The sequence below is a fragment of the Streptomyces sp. NPDC001480 genome, from assembly GCF_042894725.1.
GTDB lineage: Bacteria > Actinomycetota > Actinomycetes > Streptomycetales > Streptomycetaceae > Streptomyces.
The window spans coordinates 372583-388431 of the sequence record NZ_JBIAVX010000010.1; the positions used below are offsets into that span (position 1 = coordinate 372583).

12 protein-coding genes are annotated in these 15849 nt (G+C 70.2%); 4 read left to right on the top strand and 8 right to left on the bottom strand.

Annotated elements, in window-relative coordinates; all coding sequences use genetic code 11:
• Nucleotides 1–10 precede the first annotated feature (10 nt).
• The 4 genes from ACFY01_RS26545 to ACFY01_RS26560 form a co-directional block, all read right to left on the bottom strand.
• On the bottom strand, nucleotides 11–1411 hold the full coding sequence (locus ACFY01_RS26545) for a glycoside hydrolase family 16 protein (protein ID WP_390738230.1): 1401 nt from the start codon (nucleotides 1409–1411) through the stop codon (nucleotides 11–13).
• A gap of 175 nt (nucleotides 1412–1586) precedes the next feature.
• Nucleotides 1587–2855: an Ig-like domain-containing protein gene (locus tag ACFY01_RS26550; protein ID WP_390738231.1), complete on the bottom strand. Its 1269-nt coding sequence runs from the start codon at nucleotides 2853–2855 to the stop codon at nucleotides 1587–1589.
• A gap of 175 nt (nucleotides 2856–3030) precedes the next feature.
• Complete coding sequence (locus ACFY01_RS26555) at nucleotides 3031–3786, bottom strand: IclR family transcriptional regulator (RefSeq protein ID WP_390738232.1); 756 nt, start codon at nucleotides 3784–3786, stop codon at nucleotides 3031–3033.
• Nucleotides 3787–3857: 71 nt separating this feature from the next.
• Nucleotides 3858–4283 (bottom strand): MarR family winged helix-turn-helix transcriptional regulator, encoded by a 426-nt coding sequence (locus ACFY01_RS26560; RefSeq protein ID WP_390738233.1) that lies wholly within the window; start codon nucleotides 4281–4283, stop codon nucleotides 3858–3860.
• Between the two features lie 276 nt (nucleotides 4284–4559).
• Between ACFY01_RS26560 and ACFY01_RS26565 the strand changes: the two genes are divergently transcribed.
• Genes ACFY01_RS26565 through ACFY01_RS26580 form a run of 4 tightly spaced genes read left to right on the top strand, consistent with a single transcriptional unit; the run spans nucleotide 4560 to nucleotide 8355 of the window.
• Nucleotides 4560–5477, top strand: a complete 918-nt coding sequence (locus tag ACFY01_RS26565; RefSeq protein ID WP_390738234.1) for an SDR family NAD(P)-dependent oxidoreductase — start codon at nucleotides 4560–4562, stop codon at nucleotides 5475–5477.
• A gap of 11 nt (nucleotides 5478–5488) precedes the next feature.
• On the top strand, nucleotides 5489–6364 hold the full coding sequence (locus tag ACFY01_RS26570) for an amidohydrolase family protein (protein ID WP_390738256.1): 876 nt from the start codon (nucleotides 5489–5491) through the stop codon (nucleotides 6362–6364).
• A gap of 12 nt (nucleotides 6365–6376) precedes the next feature.
• The gene (locus tag ACFY01_RS26575; RefSeq protein ID WP_390738235.1) at nucleotides 6377–7885 is read left to right on the top strand and encodes a long-chain fatty acid--CoA ligase; all 1509 of its coding nucleotides are present in this window, start codon (nucleotides 6377–6379) and stop codon (nucleotides 7883–7885) included.
• A gap of 14 nt (nucleotides 7886–7899) precedes the next feature.
• Nucleotides 7900–8355: a MaoC family dehydratase gene (locus ACFY01_RS26580; protein WP_390738236.1), complete on the top strand. Its 456-nt coding sequence runs from the start codon at nucleotides 7900–7902 to the stop codon at nucleotides 8353–8355.
• 85 nt (nucleotides 8356–8440) lie between these two features.
• Here the strand turns inward: ACFY01_RS26580 and ACFY01_RS26585 are convergent, their stop codons facing one another.
• Genes ACFY01_RS26585 through ACFY01_RS26600 form a run of 4 tightly spaced genes read right to left on the bottom strand, consistent with a single transcriptional unit; the run spans nucleotide 8441 to nucleotide 15848 of the window.
• Nucleotides 8441–10111: a histidinol-phosphatase gene (locus ACFY01_RS26585; RefSeq protein ID WP_390738237.1), complete on the bottom strand. Its 1671-nt coding sequence runs from the start codon at nucleotides 10109–10111 to the stop codon at nucleotides 8441–8443.
• Nucleotides 10112–10149: 38 nt separating this feature from the next.
• The gene (locus tag ACFY01_RS26590) at nucleotides 10150–12000 is read right to left on the bottom strand and encodes a LamG-like jellyroll fold domain-containing protein (protein WP_390738238.1); all 1851 of its coding nucleotides are present in this window, start codon (nucleotides 11998–12000) and stop codon (nucleotides 10150–10152) included.
• Between the two features lie 33 nt (nucleotides 12001–12033).
• Nucleotides 12034–14988, bottom strand: coding sequence for a glycoside hydrolase family 2 TIM barrel-domain containing protein (locus ACFY01_RS26595; protein WP_390738239.1), 2955 nt, complete (start codon nucleotides 14986–14988; stop codon nucleotides 12034–12036).
• Complete coding sequence (locus ACFY01_RS26600; RefSeq protein ID WP_390738240.1) at nucleotides 14985–15848, bottom strand: carbohydrate ABC transporter permease; 864 nt, start codon at nucleotides 15846–15848, stop codon at nucleotides 14985–14987. The genes ACFY01_RS26595 and ACFY01_RS26600 overlap by 4 nt, the downstream gene beginning before the upstream one ends.
• Between the last annotated feature and the right edge of the window lies 1 nt (nucleotide 15849).

Here is a 15849-nt window from a genome sequence, read left to right on the forward strand (position 1 = left end):
GCGGGCGAGGTCAGTGCCCGAAGTCGAACCAGTTCACGTTCACGAAGTCCGACGACTGGCCGCTGGTGAACGTCAGATAGACGTCGTGGGTGCCGGTCACCGAGGCGATGTTGGCCGGGACCGTCCGCCAGCTCTGCCAGCCGCCGGTGTTGGAGACCGCGAAGCTGCCGATGGGGGAGTTGCTCAGGCTGTCGAGGCGCACCTCGACCAGTCCGCTCACCCCGGAGGCGGCGCCGCTCGCCACCCGGCCGTAGAACTGCCTGGCCGCCGTGGAGCCGAAGTCGACGCCCTTGTACAGGGCCCAGTCGCCGTTGGCCAGGTAGCCGAGGTCCTGGCCGCCGCCGGTGTCCGTGGTGGTCTCGGTGCCCGTGCCGGACTGGCTGTCGTACGACTCCGCCTGAACGGCGCTGTAGGCGTCGCGGTTACCGGACGGCGGGGGTGTGGTACCGCTCCCACCGCCCGTCGACTGAAGCACCTGCACATAGTCGACGACCATGGGGTGGCCGGGCTCCGTGCCGCTGTCCGGCCCGCCGCCGAACGCCGCCGGGAAACCGCCGCCCATCGCCACGTTGAGGATGACGAAGAAGCCGTGGTTGGTGGCGTTCGCCCAGGTCGTGGCATCGACCTGATTCGCCTTCACCGTGTGGAAGTTGACGCCGTCGAGGTAGAAGCGGATCTCCTCGGGACTGGTGGAGCGGTCCCACTCCATCGCGTAGGTGTGGAAGCCCGCCTGGCAGGTCGTGCCGGAACAGGGGGTGTTGCCGCCGATGCCCGAGGTCTCGTTGCAGGGTCCGCCGGGGTTGGTGCCGCAGTGCATCGTGGCCCAGTCGGTGTTCAGCCCCTGGACGTTCTCCATGATGTCCAGCTCGCCGACGCTCGGCCAGTTCTGGTAGTTGCCGCGGTAGGGCGCGCCCAGCATCCAGAACGCCGGCCAGTATCCCTTGGCGGCGGCGCCGGTGACGTCCGGCATCTGTATACGGGATTCCACGCGCAGCTTGCCGCCGGCCGGGGGCTGGAAGTCGGTACGGGTCGTTTCGATGCGGCCCGAGGTCCAGTTGCCGGAGGAGTCTCGGCGCGGGGTGATGAGCAGGTTGCCGTTGCCGTCGAGGGCGACGTTGCTGGTGCTGGAGGTCATCGTCTCGACCTCGCCGGTGCCCCAGTTGGCGGCGCCGCCCGGGTAGGACGTCCCGGTGTCGTACTGCCAGGTGGAGGTGTTGACGCCGGTCCCCGCCGCTCCGTCGAAGTCGTCCAGGAACACCTGCGTCCAGCCGGACGGTGGCGTGGGCGCCGAGGCGTTGGCGGGGAGGGTGGCGGCTGTCGCGGCGCCTGCCGCGAGGCTGAGGGTGGCGAGCACGGCCACTAGCGCACGGCGCAGCGGGCGCCGTCTGGGTATGCCGGAGGTTTCGCTCATGGGGGCCTCTCGGGTACGGAGTCGATGTGTGCGGATACCCTTGAGAGCGCTCTCAAGGTGCGGCCAATGTGCTCTCCGCCTCTGCGGTCGTCAAGACTTGAAACAAGGAAACTCCCCTATCGGGAGGGGAGTTCACCCGATGAAGCCGTATATGGTCCCGGCCCGGCCGTCTGCCCTAGAGCGCGCTGCCGGCCTTCCAGTCCGCCCAGGACAGGTTCCATCCGTTGAGTCCGTTGGCCGCATCGACCGTCCTCTCGCCCGAGTTCTTCACGATCACCACGTCGCCGAGCATCGAGGACTCGTAGAACTTGTAGCCCGCCACGGAGCTGTCGCCCGCGCCCTTGGCGTCGTGCAGGCCGACGCAGCCGTGGCTGGTGTTCTCGTGCCCGAACACCGCGGTGGATGCCCAGTAGTTGCCGTGGACGAAGGTGCCGGAGGTGGTCAGCCGCTGGGCGTGCGGAACATCCGGGATGTCGTACTCGTCGCCGAGCCCGACCGTGGACGACTCCATGCGTGTCTGCTTGAACCGCTCGCTGATCACCATGATCCCGGACCAGGTGGTGTGGTCCGGGTCGCCGCCGGAGACGGGGTACGTGGCGACGGTGGCGTCGTCGCGCTTCACCGTCATCTGCTTGGTGGCCAGGTCGACGGTGCTGACCTGCCGGCGACCGATATGGAATACAACATCCTTTGATTGCATACCGTACACACCGTCCGCTCCCTCGATGTCCTTGAGCCGCAAGCTCAGCGTGACCGTGGTGCCGGGCGCCCAGTAGGTCTCCGGCCGGAAGTCGAGCCGGGTGTCGCTGAACCAGTGCCCGACCACCTCGACGGCGGGCTCGGCGGTCACCGTGATCGCCTTCTGCACGGCGGCCCGGTCCGTGACGGCGTGCGTGAAGTTGATCGACACCGGCATGCCGACGCCGGAGGTGGACCCCGCCTCGGGCGTGAAGTAGCCGACGAAGGTGGCGCCGGGGGGCCTGGTGGTGAAGGTGGTCACCGTCTCCTCGGCGGCGCTGCCTTTCGCCTTGGCTGTCACCGTGTACTTCGTTCCCGAGTACGGGTTCTTCGTCGACGTCCACTTCGTGCGGGCGTCGTTGTAGGAGCCCGCCAGGGTGGAGCCGTCGTCGCCGGTGACCTTGACGGAGGCCAGGGTGCCGTCGGTCGCGGTGACCTCGACGCGGCTGGTGAAGTCGGCCTTCTTGGTGCCCGCCGCGGGCGTGACCGTGATCGTCGCCTTCTTCGTCGTCGCGGCCTGTGCGGACGCTGTCGCGCCGCCGTTCGCGGCCTGTGCGGTGCCGGTGCCGCCGGAGGAGCCCGGGGAGGAGTCGCATCCGGCGAGGACGGCGGAGGCGGGCGCGGCGCCGAGGATGCCGAGGATCCCGCGCCGGGACCAGGTCCGCGCCGACTGTCCGGCCCGGTTCGATATGTGCGAGACGCCCACGACACGCCTTTCTGAGTTGTCCGTCTGTGCGTGGGCATACTGCGTGGGTTGTCTGGGTCGCTTCTTTGAATCCGAGGGGTCCAGCCTGAGATTCCGGTGAGGACGGCGCGGCTGTCGCCCGAGCCGCGCTTCCCTCACATGCCGGACACCGGCGCCGGCGGGTGGCCCCCGGCGCTCAGGGCGTTCGCTCCGGCTGCCAGCCCAGCGCCCGGGATATCCCGCGCGCGGCCAGCCGTACCGCCGGCGCCAGCACCGGCACCTGGGCTGCCCGTTGGGGGACGACGACGGACACGGCGGCGACCACGGCCCCGCCCGGCCCGCGCACGTCGGCCGCCACCGACAGCGCATCCTCGGTCACCTGGCGGTCACTCACCGCGACGCCGGTACGCCGCACTTCGGCGAGTACCCGGCGCAGCCGCGAGGGATCGGTGATCGTGTACGGGGTGAAGGAGGCGAGCGGACCGGCGCAGTACTCCTCCTGGAGGCCGGTGCCGGCGTGCGCCAGCAGCGCGAGCCCGACCCCGGTGGCGTGCAGGGGCCAGCGCGCGCCGACCCGGATGTGCACGCCGACCGCCGAACGGCCCGAGATCCACTCGATGTAGACGACCTCGGACCCGTCTCGTACCGCCATCTGCACGTTCTCGTGCGTCGCCTCGTACAGGTCCTCCAGGTACGGCAACGCGATCTGCCGCAGCGCCAGGCCGCGCGGCGCCAGAGCGGCGAGCTCCCACAGTCTGAGACCCACGTGGTACACGCCGTCCGGGTCCCGCTCCAGGGCGCCCCACTCGGTGAGCGCGGCGACCAGCCGGTGCGTGGTGGTCAGGGTGAGCCCCGCCCGGCGGCTGATGTCCGTCAGGCACAGCGCCGGATGCTCGTGGTCGAACGCGGCGAGCACCGACAGCAGCCGGTCCGGCGCGGAACGGACGGTCATCGCCGAGTGCCCCTTTCCCGGGGTGTGGCCGCGGTTTCCAGCGGTGTGGCCCAGGTTTCCGGTGGTCCGGCTCAGGAGAGCCCGTCCTCGGCGATCCGCAGCAGCAGCGCGTGCAGCGTCTCCCGCTCGGCCGGGTCCAGAGGGCCCAGCAGTTCCCCGGTGACGCGCAGGCCCGCCTCGTCGGTGTTCCGCAGGAAGGCCCGGCCCGCCCCGGTGAGCACGACGATGCGGCTGCGGCGGTCGTCGGGGGCGGGGCGGCGCTCGGCGAAGCCCAGTTTCTCCAGGTCGTCGACCAGGCCGACGATCGCGCTCGGGTCGTAGCCGAGCCGTGTGCTCAGTTCCCGCTGGAGGGCGCCCTCGGTGGTGGCGAGGAAGCGCAGCAGCGCGTAGTGGCGCAGGCGCAGGCCCGATTCCTGGAGGAAGGCGTTGAACAGCTGCCCGGAGCGCAGGCCCAGCCGGTACAGCAGATAGCCGGTGTCGGCGTGCAGGCCGCGCATCCACGGCTCGTGCGCGTCGAGGCTGGGGTTCGTGGCGTGCTGGCGGGTGATGGCGGCTCTCCCTCGTCTCGGCCGGCCCGGATGTCGTCCGGCCCTCGCAGGCCAGCATGCCCCACCCGTAGGTCCGGGACAACTATTGACGTCAACAATTATTGCTCTTAGCTTCGATCTCGAAGCCGCGGTACAGCCAGCTGCACCGCATCGCCTTGTGAACCGCTTCGCCCTGTGAACCGCTTCGCCTTGTGAACCCGCATCGCCTTGTGAAGGGACTCGCTCGTGTCCAGCATCGATCTCACCGGCAAGGCCGCCGTCGTCACCGGCAGCGGCCGGGGCCTCGGCCTCGCCTACGCCCATGCCCTCGCCGCCCACGGGGCGTCCGTGATCGTCAACGACATCGACGAGGACGTGGCCGGGCAGGCCGTGAAGTCCATCACCGAGGCGGGCGGCACGGCCGTCGCGGAGGTGGTCCCGGTCGGCACCGCCGAAGCCGCCGACCGGCTCGTCGGCCGCGCGGTCGAGGAGTTCGGCAGGCTGGACGTCCTGGTCACCAACGCCGGCATCCTGCGCGACAAGGTGCTGTGGAAGATGACCGACGAGGACTTCGACGCGGTGATCACCACCCACCTCAAGGGCACCTTCACCTGCGCCCGGGCCGCCGCCGTCCGCATGCGCGAGCAGGGCGAGGGCGGCACCCTGATCCTGGTCGGCTCCCCGGCCGGACAGCGCGGCAACTTCGGCCAGACCAACTACGCGGCCGCCAAGGCCGGCATCGCCGCCATGGCCCGCACCTGGTCGATGGAGCTCGCCCGCGCGAACATCACCGTCAACGCGATCGTGCCGGTCGCCGCGACCGCCATGACCGAGACCATCCCCGCCTTCGCCCCCTACGTCGAAGCCCTGAAGAACGGCGAACCGCTCCCGGACTTCCTGCGCAAGGGCGAGGGCTTCGGCACCCCCGAGGACTGCGCGGCCCTCGTCCCCTTCCTCGCCTCGAAGGCCGCGCGCGGCATCACCGGCCAGGCCATCGGCATCGGCGGCGACAAGGTGGCACTCTGGTCGCATCCGCAGGAGATCAGGGCGGCCTACGCCGACGGCGGCTGGACCCCCGACACCCTGGCCGACGCGTGGGCCGGCTCGGTCGGCGCCGAACCGCAGACCGTCGGCATCCCTGCGCCCACGTTCCCGGAGGCGTGATGGACCTCGCCATGAACCTCGAGGAACTCGTCGCGATCGACGTCCACACCCACGCCGAAGTGTCCTCCAAAGGCCACTCCTCCCTGGACGACGACCTGCACGACGCCTCCTCCGCCTACTTCAAGGTCGAGGGCAAGCGGAAACCGACCCTTCAGGAGACGGCAGCCCACTACCGCGAACGGAAGATGGCCGCCGTGATCTTCACGGTGGACGCCGAGTCCGCCACCGGCACCGCCCCGGTCCCCAATGAGGAGGTCGCCGAGGCCGCGGCCGCCAACGCGGACGTCCTGATCCCGTTCGCCTCCATCGACCCCTTCCGGGGCAAGGCCGGCGTCAGGCAGGCCCGCCGCCTGGTCGAGGAGTACGGGGTGAAGGGCTTCAAGTTCCACCCCAGCATCCAGGGCTTCTTCCCCAACGACCGCTCTGTGGCGTACGACCTGTACGAGGTGATCGAGGAGACGGGCAGCATCGCCCTCTTCCACACCGGCCAGACCGGCATCGGCGCCGGAGTCCCCGGCGGGGGCGGAATCAGGCTGAAGTACTCAAACCCGCTCCACGTGGACGACGTCGCCGCCGACTTCCCGCACCTGAAGATCATCCTGGCGCACCCGTCCTTCCCCTGGCAGGACGAGGCCCTCGCCGTCGCCACGCACAAGCCGGGCGTGCACATCGACCTGTCCGGCTGGTCGCCGAAGTACTTCCCGCCGCAACTGGTGCAGTACGCCAACACGCTGCTGAAGGACAAGGTCCTCTTCGGCTCCGACTTCCCCGTCCTCACCCCTGATCGCTGGCTCGCCGACTTCGAGAAGCTGCCGATCAAGGACGAGGTGCGGCCGAAGATCCTCAAGGAGAACGCCGCCCGCCTGCTCGGGCTGACGAAACCGTGAAGGGGGCGTCGGATGCGCAATGAGGGACTGGGATCGTGGCCCGCCCGCCGGGCCCGCAAGACCCCGCACCGCACCGCCCTGGTACACGGTGACCGGTACACCGACTACCGCACACTGTATACACGCACCACACGCCTGGCCCACGCCCTGCGCGCCCGGGGCGTCCGCCGCGGCGACCGCATCGCCTACCTCGGCCCCAACCACCCCGCTTACCTGGAGACACTGTTCGCCGCGGGCACCCTGGGCGCGGTCTTCGTCCCCCTCAACACCCGCCTCGCCGGCCCCGAGATCGCCTACCAGCTCGCCGACTCCGGCGCCAAAGCCCTCGTGTACGGTCCCAGCCACTCGGGGCTCGTCGCCGGGCTGCCCGGCGAGACCGGCGTACGGACGTACGTCGAAGTGGGCGCCGAGTACGAGGAGGCGGTGGCCGCCGCCCCTTCCGACCCCATCGACGAGCCGGTCACCGCGGACGACACCTGCCTCATCATGTACACCTCGGGGACGACCGGCCGTCCCAAGGGTGCGATGCTCACCCACGGCAATCTGACCTGGAACGCCGTCAACGTCCTCGTCGACCACGACCTGATCGCCGACGAACGCGCCCTGGTCTGTGCCCCGCTGTTCCACACCGCCGGCCTCAACATGCTGACGCTGCCGGTACTGCTCAAGGGCGGAACCTGCGTCCTGGTGGACGCCTTCGACCCCGACGCGACCTTCGACCTGATCGAACGGCACCGCATCACCTTCATGTTCGGCGTGCCGACCATGTTCGACCAGGTGGCCCGGCACCCCCGCTGGGCGGGCGCCGACCTGTCCTCCCTCAGGATCCTCACCTGCGGCGGCTCGCCCGTACCCACCCCGCTGATCGCCGCCTACCAGCAGCGCGGGCTGACCTTCCTCCAGGGCTACGGCATGACCGAGGCCGCGCCCGGCACCCTCTTCCTGGACGCCGAACACGCCGTGAGCAAGGCGGGATCGGCGGGCGTACCGCACTTCTTCAGCGACGTACGGGTCGTCCGGCCGGACCTCACCCCGGTCGACGTCGGCGAGACCGGCGAGGTCGTGGTACGCGGACCGCACGTCATGCCCGGCTACTGGGGGCTGCCCGAGGAGACCGCCGCCACCTTCGCGGACGGCTGGTTCCGCAGCGGCGACGCGGCACGGGTCGACGAGGACGGCTATGTGTACATCGTCGACCGTATGAAAGACATGATCATCTCGGGCGGGGAGAACGTCTACCCCGCCGAGATCGAGGACCGGCTCCTCGCCCACCCCGACATCGTCGAATGCGCGGTCATCGGTGTGCCGGACGACAAGTGGGGTGAGGTGCCGCGCGCGGTCGTCGTACCTCGCGAGGGCGCCGCCCTCGACCCCGAGGAGGTGCTCGCCTCCCTGGCCGGCCGCCTCGCCAAGTACAAGATCCCCAAGTCCGTGGTGATCGCGGACGAACTCCCGCGCACCGCCTCGGGAAAGCTCCTCAAGTCCCGGGTGCGTCAGCGCTACGGCAACCAACTCCCCTAAGGAACAAGGTACTCATGAGCGTCACCGTCAACGGCCTGGACGAACTGAAGAAGCTGGCCGGCAGCGACCTCGGCAGCAGCGAGTGGATCGAGGTCACCCAGGAGCGCATCGACACCTTCGCCGACGCCACCGGCGACCACCAATGGATCCACGTCGACCCTCAGCGCGCCGCCGAAGGGCCGTTCGGCGCGCCCATCGCCCACGGCTATCTGACGCTGTCCCTGTTCATCCCGCTGTTCACCGAGCTGCTGGACGTCCAGGGTGTCACGACCAAGGTCAACTACGGCCTGAACAAAGTGCGTTTCCCCTCGCCCGTCAAGGTCGGCTCCCGGATCCGTCTGGTGGCGCGGCTGGCGGACGTCGAGGAGGTGCCCGGCGGGGTGCAGATCACCGTCGACGGCACGATCGAGATCGACGGCGGCGGGAAACCCGCCGCCGTCCTGCAGAGCCTGTCCCGGTTCTACGCCTGACGTCCACCGTCTACTGTCTACGATTTTCGTCTGCAGTCTGCGATCTTCGTCTACTGTCTACGACTTTCGTCAACGGCCTGCGGTGTCAGGCGCCCACCACATCGACGAAGACCGGGTTCGCATAGAACCACGTGTCGGCCCACGGGTCGCCGTTCCCGGGCTCGTGGGGAATCGGGCCGTGCGGGTCGACGGCGGCGCCCAGGTAGCCGGCCCCGTGCCGGTTGCCGTCGCTGCCGCGGAGCCGGACGTAGAAGGACTCGTCGCCCACCGGCAGCGGGATGCGCAGTGTGTACGTTCCCTTGCGGCCGGACACGTCCGTCGTGTGCACGACCTTCGTGTCCGGCGCCTTCCAGGTGTCGCGGTCGCTGACCGGACCGCGCACCGCGCCCCGGATCACGTCCACCTGGGCCAACTGGGGCAGGATGCCCTGCGGGTTGGCCCGTGAGGCGGTCGTCACCGTGACGTACAGCGTGATCTTCTCGCCCTTGCGGACCCGCAGCCGGCCGCCGAGGGTGACGCCGCGGCCGGCGTCGCAGTCCCGCTTCACCCGCACGTCGAGCCCGTCCAGCAGGTGCCCGTGGTCGAGCCAGACGCGACCCGCGCGCAGGCCCGTCATCACGGCGCGGTAGCCGTACCGGGTCACGCCGACGTGTGTGCGGCTGAACTCGCCGGGCCAGAAGTCGCTGCCCGGCTGCGGGGTGTCGGTGTTCACCGGGTCGGGCAGCTTGCCGGTGTTGTCGAAGTTCTGGCCGGCCGGCCAGTCGCCGTTCTTCCAGGTGTCGAAGACGGTCCGGTGGTTGTCGGAGTTGGTGGTGATGGTGAACAGCCGGCCCTCGGCCAGCATCGAGTCCCACAGCCCGCCGACGGTGGCGGTCGCCCAGTCGAAGCCGCCGTACGTCAGGTACGCGTCCGCCGGGTAGCCCGCCCACGACTGCGCCGACGGCTTGTTCTCGTACTCGCCGCGGATCGAGGTGGAGCCGCGCCAGCCGGGGAGGGCCGCGCCCTGGGCGCCGGGCGCTCCCTCCATGCCGATCACGATCTCGGGGGCCGCGTCCCGCCAGTTGCGCATCTCGTGCGGGGAGTCGATGCCGAGGCGCAGTGGGTGGTTGGCGAGGACGAGGACGTCGTCGACGTATCCGGTGCGGCGCTGTTCGGCCAGCCACTGGACAGCCTTGACGGCGTGGGCCTCGTTGCGGGCGGTGTCGGTAGCGCCGGCGGAGCCCTCGGTGTAGCCGAGCAGCTTTCCGTCGTAGGCGAGTTCGAACCGTGTGAGCAGGTCGGTCTCGGCCGGGCCGGGGGCGGCGAACACCGTGCAGTGTTCGGCGGCGGGGATGTACCACTCCAGGCCCTGGAAGATCAGCTGGCGCGGGTTGGCGGCACGGGCCTTGAGGATCTCGGCGTGCTCCATCTTGGCGCCGTAGTAGGCGTGCCCGAAGTTGGAGTGCTCGTTGAACACCATCCAGTCGAGGCCGTACTTGGCGGCGGCTCGGGCCTGCTGGGTGAAGGTGTACTTCGCGTCGTGGCTGTAGACGGAGTGGACGTGGTGGTCGCCGACGAGGTAGGCGAGGCGAGGGTCGTCGCCGCCGAAGCCGCGCTGTGCGGAGGCGAGCGCGGGGGTCGCCGCGGAGCCGAGGGCGAAGGCGGCTCCGAACAGGCCCGCTCGGCGCAGGAGTTGGCGCCGCGACACGCCCTGGGCGTCGAGGGCGGCGGGGGAGACGGACGGGTCGGCCCAGGCGGGCAGTTGCTGCTCGGTCATGATCTTCAAGGTCCTTTTCAAGGTCCTCTTCGAGGGCGTCAGTGGTTCATGAAGGAGGTGACGGGCAGCGCCCGTGAGACGATCCGGACGTCGCCGAGGCGGCCGTGCAGGATCTGGTCGATCTTTCCGGCGTACTCGTAGCCGCCGAGCAGCCATGGCAGTCCGACGGAGGTGATGCCGGCCGCGGCGGCCTTCGGGTTGCGGACGGCCGGGCAGCCCTCCACGTACAGGGTGGTGTGTCTGCCGTCGTTGACGACCGCGAGGTGCCACCAGGTCTCCAGCGGGGTCTCCTGGCCCCAGTTGGTGGAGATGCCCTCCTGGTTGAGCGGGCGCATCGCCCACTGCGGCTCGCGGTCGTTGGACAGCGACAGTGTGGCGAGGGGCTCGTCGGGGTCGTCGGCGGTCTTGCCTGCGGCGCCGCCCGTGCCGGTGCGGCTGACGATGCCGGACCAGGCGTTGTGGTCGGGGTCCCAGTCGGCGGGCAGCCGGTAGAACGCCTCGATGGTGTAACCGTCCTTGAAATCGGCCGCGTTGAGCGGTGCGCCGTCGACCGTCTTCAGGTACGCGCCCTTCAGCGGTGACTTGTAGCCCTGGAACTCCAGGCTGCCGTGGCCGGGCTGGTCGGGATGGTGGTCGGCGGACCAGGCCAGGGCGCCGCCGCCCACCGTGACGAGGCTGAGGTCGTTGCCGCCTCCGGACAGGTCGCGGACGGTGCCCGTGACGGCCGCACCGTCGTCGTGTCCGTCGAAGCGCCAGTAGGCGACCGTGCCGGGGATCAACACCTTGGACGCGGGGCGTGCCGGGCGGGCCGGGACCGGGGCGAAGCCGGAGAAACGCTTCGTGAAGTCGATCTCCACCGAGAAGCGGTCGGCGTCGCCGCTCAGTTCGATCTCCTGGCGCTCCAGCTCGTTCAGGCCCTTCGCGGCCCGGCCCAGGATCCACGGCGAGACCGTCTCCACGTCGATGACGTTCCGGTCCAGGTCGAACCGGTAGAGGCGGATCATCGCCGCGCCGCCGAAGTAGCGGTTCTGGTAGTTCGTGAGGTGCAGGTGCACCTCGTTGCCCGCCGCGTTCTCGCGGGTCGCCCGGCCCGCCGGCCAGTAGTGGCCGTTCAGGGTCAGGAAGATCTGGTCGTGGTCCTCGATCAGCTGGTCCCACAGCTGCTGCCCGTACGTCGACAACTGGCCGTCTTCTACGACCAGTTCGTGCGTGGTGAGGATGACCGGCGTCTTCGGATGCCGCGCGAGGACGTCCTTCGCCCAGGCGTACCCCTTCGCCGACAGCCGCCAGTCCAGCGCCAGCACCATCCACTCGCGCCCCGCGGCCTTGAACAGGTGGTAGGTGTTGTAGCCGTCCGCGGAGGCGCCCCCGAATGTCGGCCTGCCCTTGGAACGCTGCGGTCCGAAGGCGTCCAGGTACGGTGTCGGGCCGCGCTGGTCGTCCGTGGAGGACTTCACGTCGTGGTTGCCGGCGAGGACGCTGTAGCCGACGCCCCGTCGGTCGAGGATCCCGAACGCCTCGCCGATCGCCGCGAATTCGTCCTCGGCGCCGTTCTGGGTGAGGTCGCCGAGGTGGGAGAGGAAGACGATGTTCTCGTCCCCGCCGTGCTCGAGGAGGTAGCGCAGGGACGCCTCCACCGGCGCCTTGTCGATGCTGGGCCCGTCGAAGAGGTACTGGGTGTCGGGCATCACGGCGAGGGTGAAGCGCCGGCTGTCGGGATCCGGGCGCGGGCCGGCCGACGAGGCCGGGGCGGCCTCGGCCTCGGCGGCCGGCAGTGCGACCCCTGCCGTGGCGACGGCGCCGAGCAGCGCCGTCGCCCTGAGGAAACTGCGTCTGCCGGCGCCGGCCTGCGCTGCCTCGCCCTGGGTGTGGTCATGCGAAGTGCACACGTGTGCTCCGTGAGGATGGTGAAGCCGGGGGATTCACAGGACGCGCAGTGTCCAGCTCCAGTGGTGGACGCCCGCGGGGATCAGGTAGGAGGGAGCGGTGTCGGGGCCGCAGGACGCCGTGCCCACGCCACGGTGTGCTGCGTCGATGTGCACGACGCACCCGGGGCGCGGCACCAGTTCGTCATGGTGCGTGGCGGCGGTGAGGTCCTCGGCGCGGTAGCGGGTGACGGACACCTGGCGGGGCTCGTCCAGCGCCACCGCGAGGCCGGTGGCGTCGGGCGCCGAGAGGGTGAAGCGCCGTACGCCGTGCCGGCCGCCGCTCTCCTGCGGCCGCAGATACGGGGTGAACAACTCGTCGACGGGAAGAGCGTGATGACCGACGGGCGCGCCGGTGCTGCGGTCCGGGTACGACTCCCAGGGTCCCTGCCCGAACCACTCCAGCAGGTCCAGGCCCGCCACCGTCTCGAAGACCGACCCGACCCGTGCCACGTCGTCGAACTCCTCGGGCAGCTCGGCCCATTCAGCCACCCGGATGCCGTCCGCGACGGGCGTGAACTCCTGGCCGTGCCGGATGACGCCGGCCGTTCCGGCGTACTCGGCGAGCACGGTCACCCGGCCGCCCGCACGGTGCACGGAGACGAGCTTGCGGACCAGGGCGTCGAGGCCCCACGCCCGCCAGCGCAGCGCGACGCCGCCCAGCTCGTCGTTGTCGGTGGGCGCCCGCCACAGCGACAGCGCGGGCGCGGCGGTCAGCAGGGGATGGACCAGGAGGCCGTCGGCGTCGACCTCGACGGGCCGCTGCGCGGCGGCCACGGCGGGCACGGCGGGCAGGCCCGGGGCCGGGGCCGGAGTGGCGTCGGCCGCCCGCAGTCGCACCTGCGGCGCGCACACCTCGGTGCCGCTCGGCGCCCACGCCTCGTCCCGGGCCGTCCTCACCCGCAGCGTCAGCCACGCCTCGCCGCCGTCCTGCGGCAACTCCAGGGGCAGCGGCACCGCCGCCGTCTCACCCGGTCGCAGATCGGGCAGTTCGGCCGGCGCGGTCAGCGTGCGGCCGTCGGCCAGGGACAGCTCCCACTCTGCGGTCAGCCAGTCCAGGCCGCGGAAGTGCTGGTGGTTGGCGAGGACCAGTCCCTCGTGCCGGAAACACCGGATGCGGACCGGTGCCGCGATCTCCCGGTGTTCGTGGAGTGCGGGCTTCGGGGTGCGGTCGGGGAAGACGACCCCGTCCGCGACGAACGCGCCGTCGTGGACTCTCTCGCCGAAGTCACCGCCGTACGCCCACCGGTGGCCGGGCGCGGCGACACCGTTCGCATACAGCCCGGCGCCCGTGCGCCCGGCCGGTCTTCCGTCGTTCACGCGCTGAAGGATTCCGTGGTCCCAGAACTCCCAGATGAAGCCACCCTGAAGACCCGGGGTGGACTCGATGGCAGCCCAGTGGTCGGCGAGGGTGCCGTTGCTGTTGCCCATGGCGTGCGAGTACTCGCACTGGATCAGCGGCTTCGTCTGTTCGCCGGACAGCGCATGTGCAATACAGTCTTCGATCGGTGCATACATGGGACAGGCGATGTCGGAGGCCACGTCCGGGTTCGCCCAGCCGCGCTTGGCGGCGCCCTCGTACTGGAGGGGCCGGGTCGGGTCGTGCCGTCGTACCCAGCCCGCCGCCGCGTCGTGGTTCGCGCCGTAGTCGGACTCGTTGCCCAGCGACCAGATGATCACCGACGGGTGGTTCTTGTCCCTGAGGACCATCCGGGAGACGCGGTCGACGAAGGCGTTCAGATAGCGCGGGTCGTCGGCGATCTCATGGGCGTGGTCGTGCGACTCGATGTCCGCCTCGTCGACGACGTAGAAGCCCAGCTCGTCGGCGAGGTCGTACAGGGAGGGGTCGTTCGGGTAGTGCGAGGTGCGGATCGCGTTGAAGCCGAAACGCTTCAGCAGGCTGAGGTCCGCGCGCATGTCGTCGTACGACACCGTGCGGCCGGTCAGCGGGTGGAAGTCGTGCCGGTTGACGCCCCGGATGAACACCCGCTCGCCGTTGACCAGCAGATCCCGGCCGACGATCGCCACGTCGCGGAAGCCCACCCGGTGGCGGAAGGTGTCGGCGACCGTACCGTTCGCGCGGTGCAGCCGGACGGACAGGTCGTACAGCTCCGGCAGCTCGGCGTTCCAGGTCCGCACCTCGGGCACGGTGGCGCGCAGCCGCGCCTCGCCGAGGAAGTCGGAGACCCGCTCGTCGTCGGCGTTGGCCCGGTCGAACTCGGCGTCCTGGGCGATGGGGTGCCCGTCCAGATCCCCGCTGACGTACCACCCCTCGGGGAGCGCCCCGCCGCCCGCGTCCCGTACCTGGCAGTCCACCGTGAGCTCGCCGCTGTGCCGCGCCCGTACCGTGACGTCGGCCAGGTGCAGGGGGTCCGTCGTGTACAGCAGCACCGAACGGGTGATCCCGCCGTGCCACCAGTGGTCCTGATCCTCGATGTGCGAGGCGTCGGACCACTTCACCACCGTCAGCCGTACGACCGCGCGCTCTCCCGGGCGGACCGCGTCCGTCAGGTCGAACTCGGCCGCGAGGTGGGAGTCCTTGGAGATGCCGACGGGCTGTCCGTCCACGTGCACGAGCAGGACGCTCTCGGCGGCGCCGACCTGGAGCACGATCCGGCGGCCGGCCCACTCGGCGGGGACGTCGACCTCACGCTCGTAGACGCCCGTCGGGTTGGCGGCGGGTGACAGTGGAGGGTATTCCGTGTACGGCATACGGACGTTGGTGTACTGCGGAAGGTCGTCCGTGCCCTGCATCGTCCAGACGCCGGGCACGCATGCCGACGACCATGCGTCGGCGAGCGGCGCGTCCGGCTCGGGCAGCAGTTGGAAGCGCCATGCCCCGTCCAGGGACACCGCACCCGGGCGCCGGTCCACGGCGTTCATCGGCAGCCGCCGCCAGGAGGTCACCTCGGGGGCCTCCCAGGGCCGGAGCACGAGCAGCGGGTCCGTCACTTGATGGCTCCCTTGGCGAGGTCGCCGATCATCTGCCGGGCGCCGATCGCGAACACGACCAGCAGCGGGACGAGGGCGAGCAGCGCGCCGGTCATCACCATGCCGTAGTCGGTGGTGCCGTGCACGCCGTTGAGCTGGGAAAGGGCCACCTGAAGGGTGACGTTGTCCGGGTTGGTGAGGGCGATCAGGGGCCAGGCGTAGTCGTTCCACTGGCCCATGAAGGTGAAGATGCCGAGGAAGGCGAGGCCCGGGCGGACCACGGGGAGCGCCACGTGCCAGTACTGGCGCAGGAAGTTCGCGCCGTCGAGCTTCGAGGCGTCGAGCAGTTCGTCGTGGATGGCGCTCTTCATGTACTGGCGCATCCAGAAGATGCCGAACGCGTTGGCCGCCGCGGGCACGATCAGCGCGGTCATCGAGCCGATCCAGCCGATCTTCGCCATGATCACGAACTGCGGGATGACCTGGAGCTGCGTCGGCACCATGAAGATGGCCATCAGGAGAGCGAAGAGCACCTTGCGGCCGGGGAACTCGAACTTGGCGAAGACGAACGCGGCCAGCGAGTCGAAGAACAGGACCAGGAAGGTCACCGCGCCCGCCACCAGCAGCGAGTTGAACATCGAGCCGAAGAAGTCGATGTTGTCGAAGAGATGGCGCAGGTTCTCGAGGAAGTGTGAGCCGGGCAGCAGCTTGGGCGGGTAGGAGAAGATCTCCGACGACGTGTGCGTCGACATGATCACGGCCCAGTAGAACGGGAAGGCCGACAGGAGCAGGCCGACGACCAGCACGGCGTGCAGCGCGATGCCCCGGCTGCGGATGCCCTTGACGGGCCTGGGCCGGCGTGTGCTTTGGATGGATGCCATG

Excerpts from the sequence above, each read along its gene's own strand:
- ACFY01_RS26555 (WP_390738232.1), bottom strand. The coding sequence starts at position 3,786 with ATGACCGTCCGTTCCGCGCCGGACCGGCTGCTGTCGGTGCTCGCCGCG.
- ACFY01_RS26585 (WP_390738237.1), bottom strand. The coding sequence starts at position 10,111 with ATGACCGAGCAGCAACTGCCCGCCTGGGCCGACCCGTCCGTCTCCCCC.
- ACFY01_RS26570 (WP_390738256.1), top strand. The coding sequence starts at position 5,489 with ATGAACCTCGAGGAACTCGTCGCGATCGACGTCCACACCCACGCCGAA.
- ACFY01_RS26545 (WP_390738230.1), bottom strand. The coding sequence starts at position 1,411 with ATGAGCGAAACCTCCGGCATACCCAGACGGCGCCCGCTGCGCCGTGCG.
- ACFY01_RS26580 (WP_390738236.1), top strand. The coding sequence starts at position 7,900 with ATGAGCGTCACCGTCAACGGCCTGGACGAACTGAAGAAGCTGGCCGGC.
- ACFY01_RS26575 (WP_390738235.1), top strand. The coding sequence starts at position 6,377 with ATGCGCAATGAGGGACTGGGATCGTGGCCCGCCCGCCGGGCCCGCAAG.
- ACFY01_RS26600 (WP_390738240.1), bottom strand. The coding sequence starts at position 15,848 with ATGGCATCCATCCAAAGCACACGCCGGCCCAGGCCCGTCAAGGGCATC.
- ACFY01_RS26560 (WP_390738233.1), bottom strand. The coding sequence starts at position 4,283 with ATGCGCGGCCTGCACGCCGACACCGGCTATCTGCTGTACCGGCTGGGC.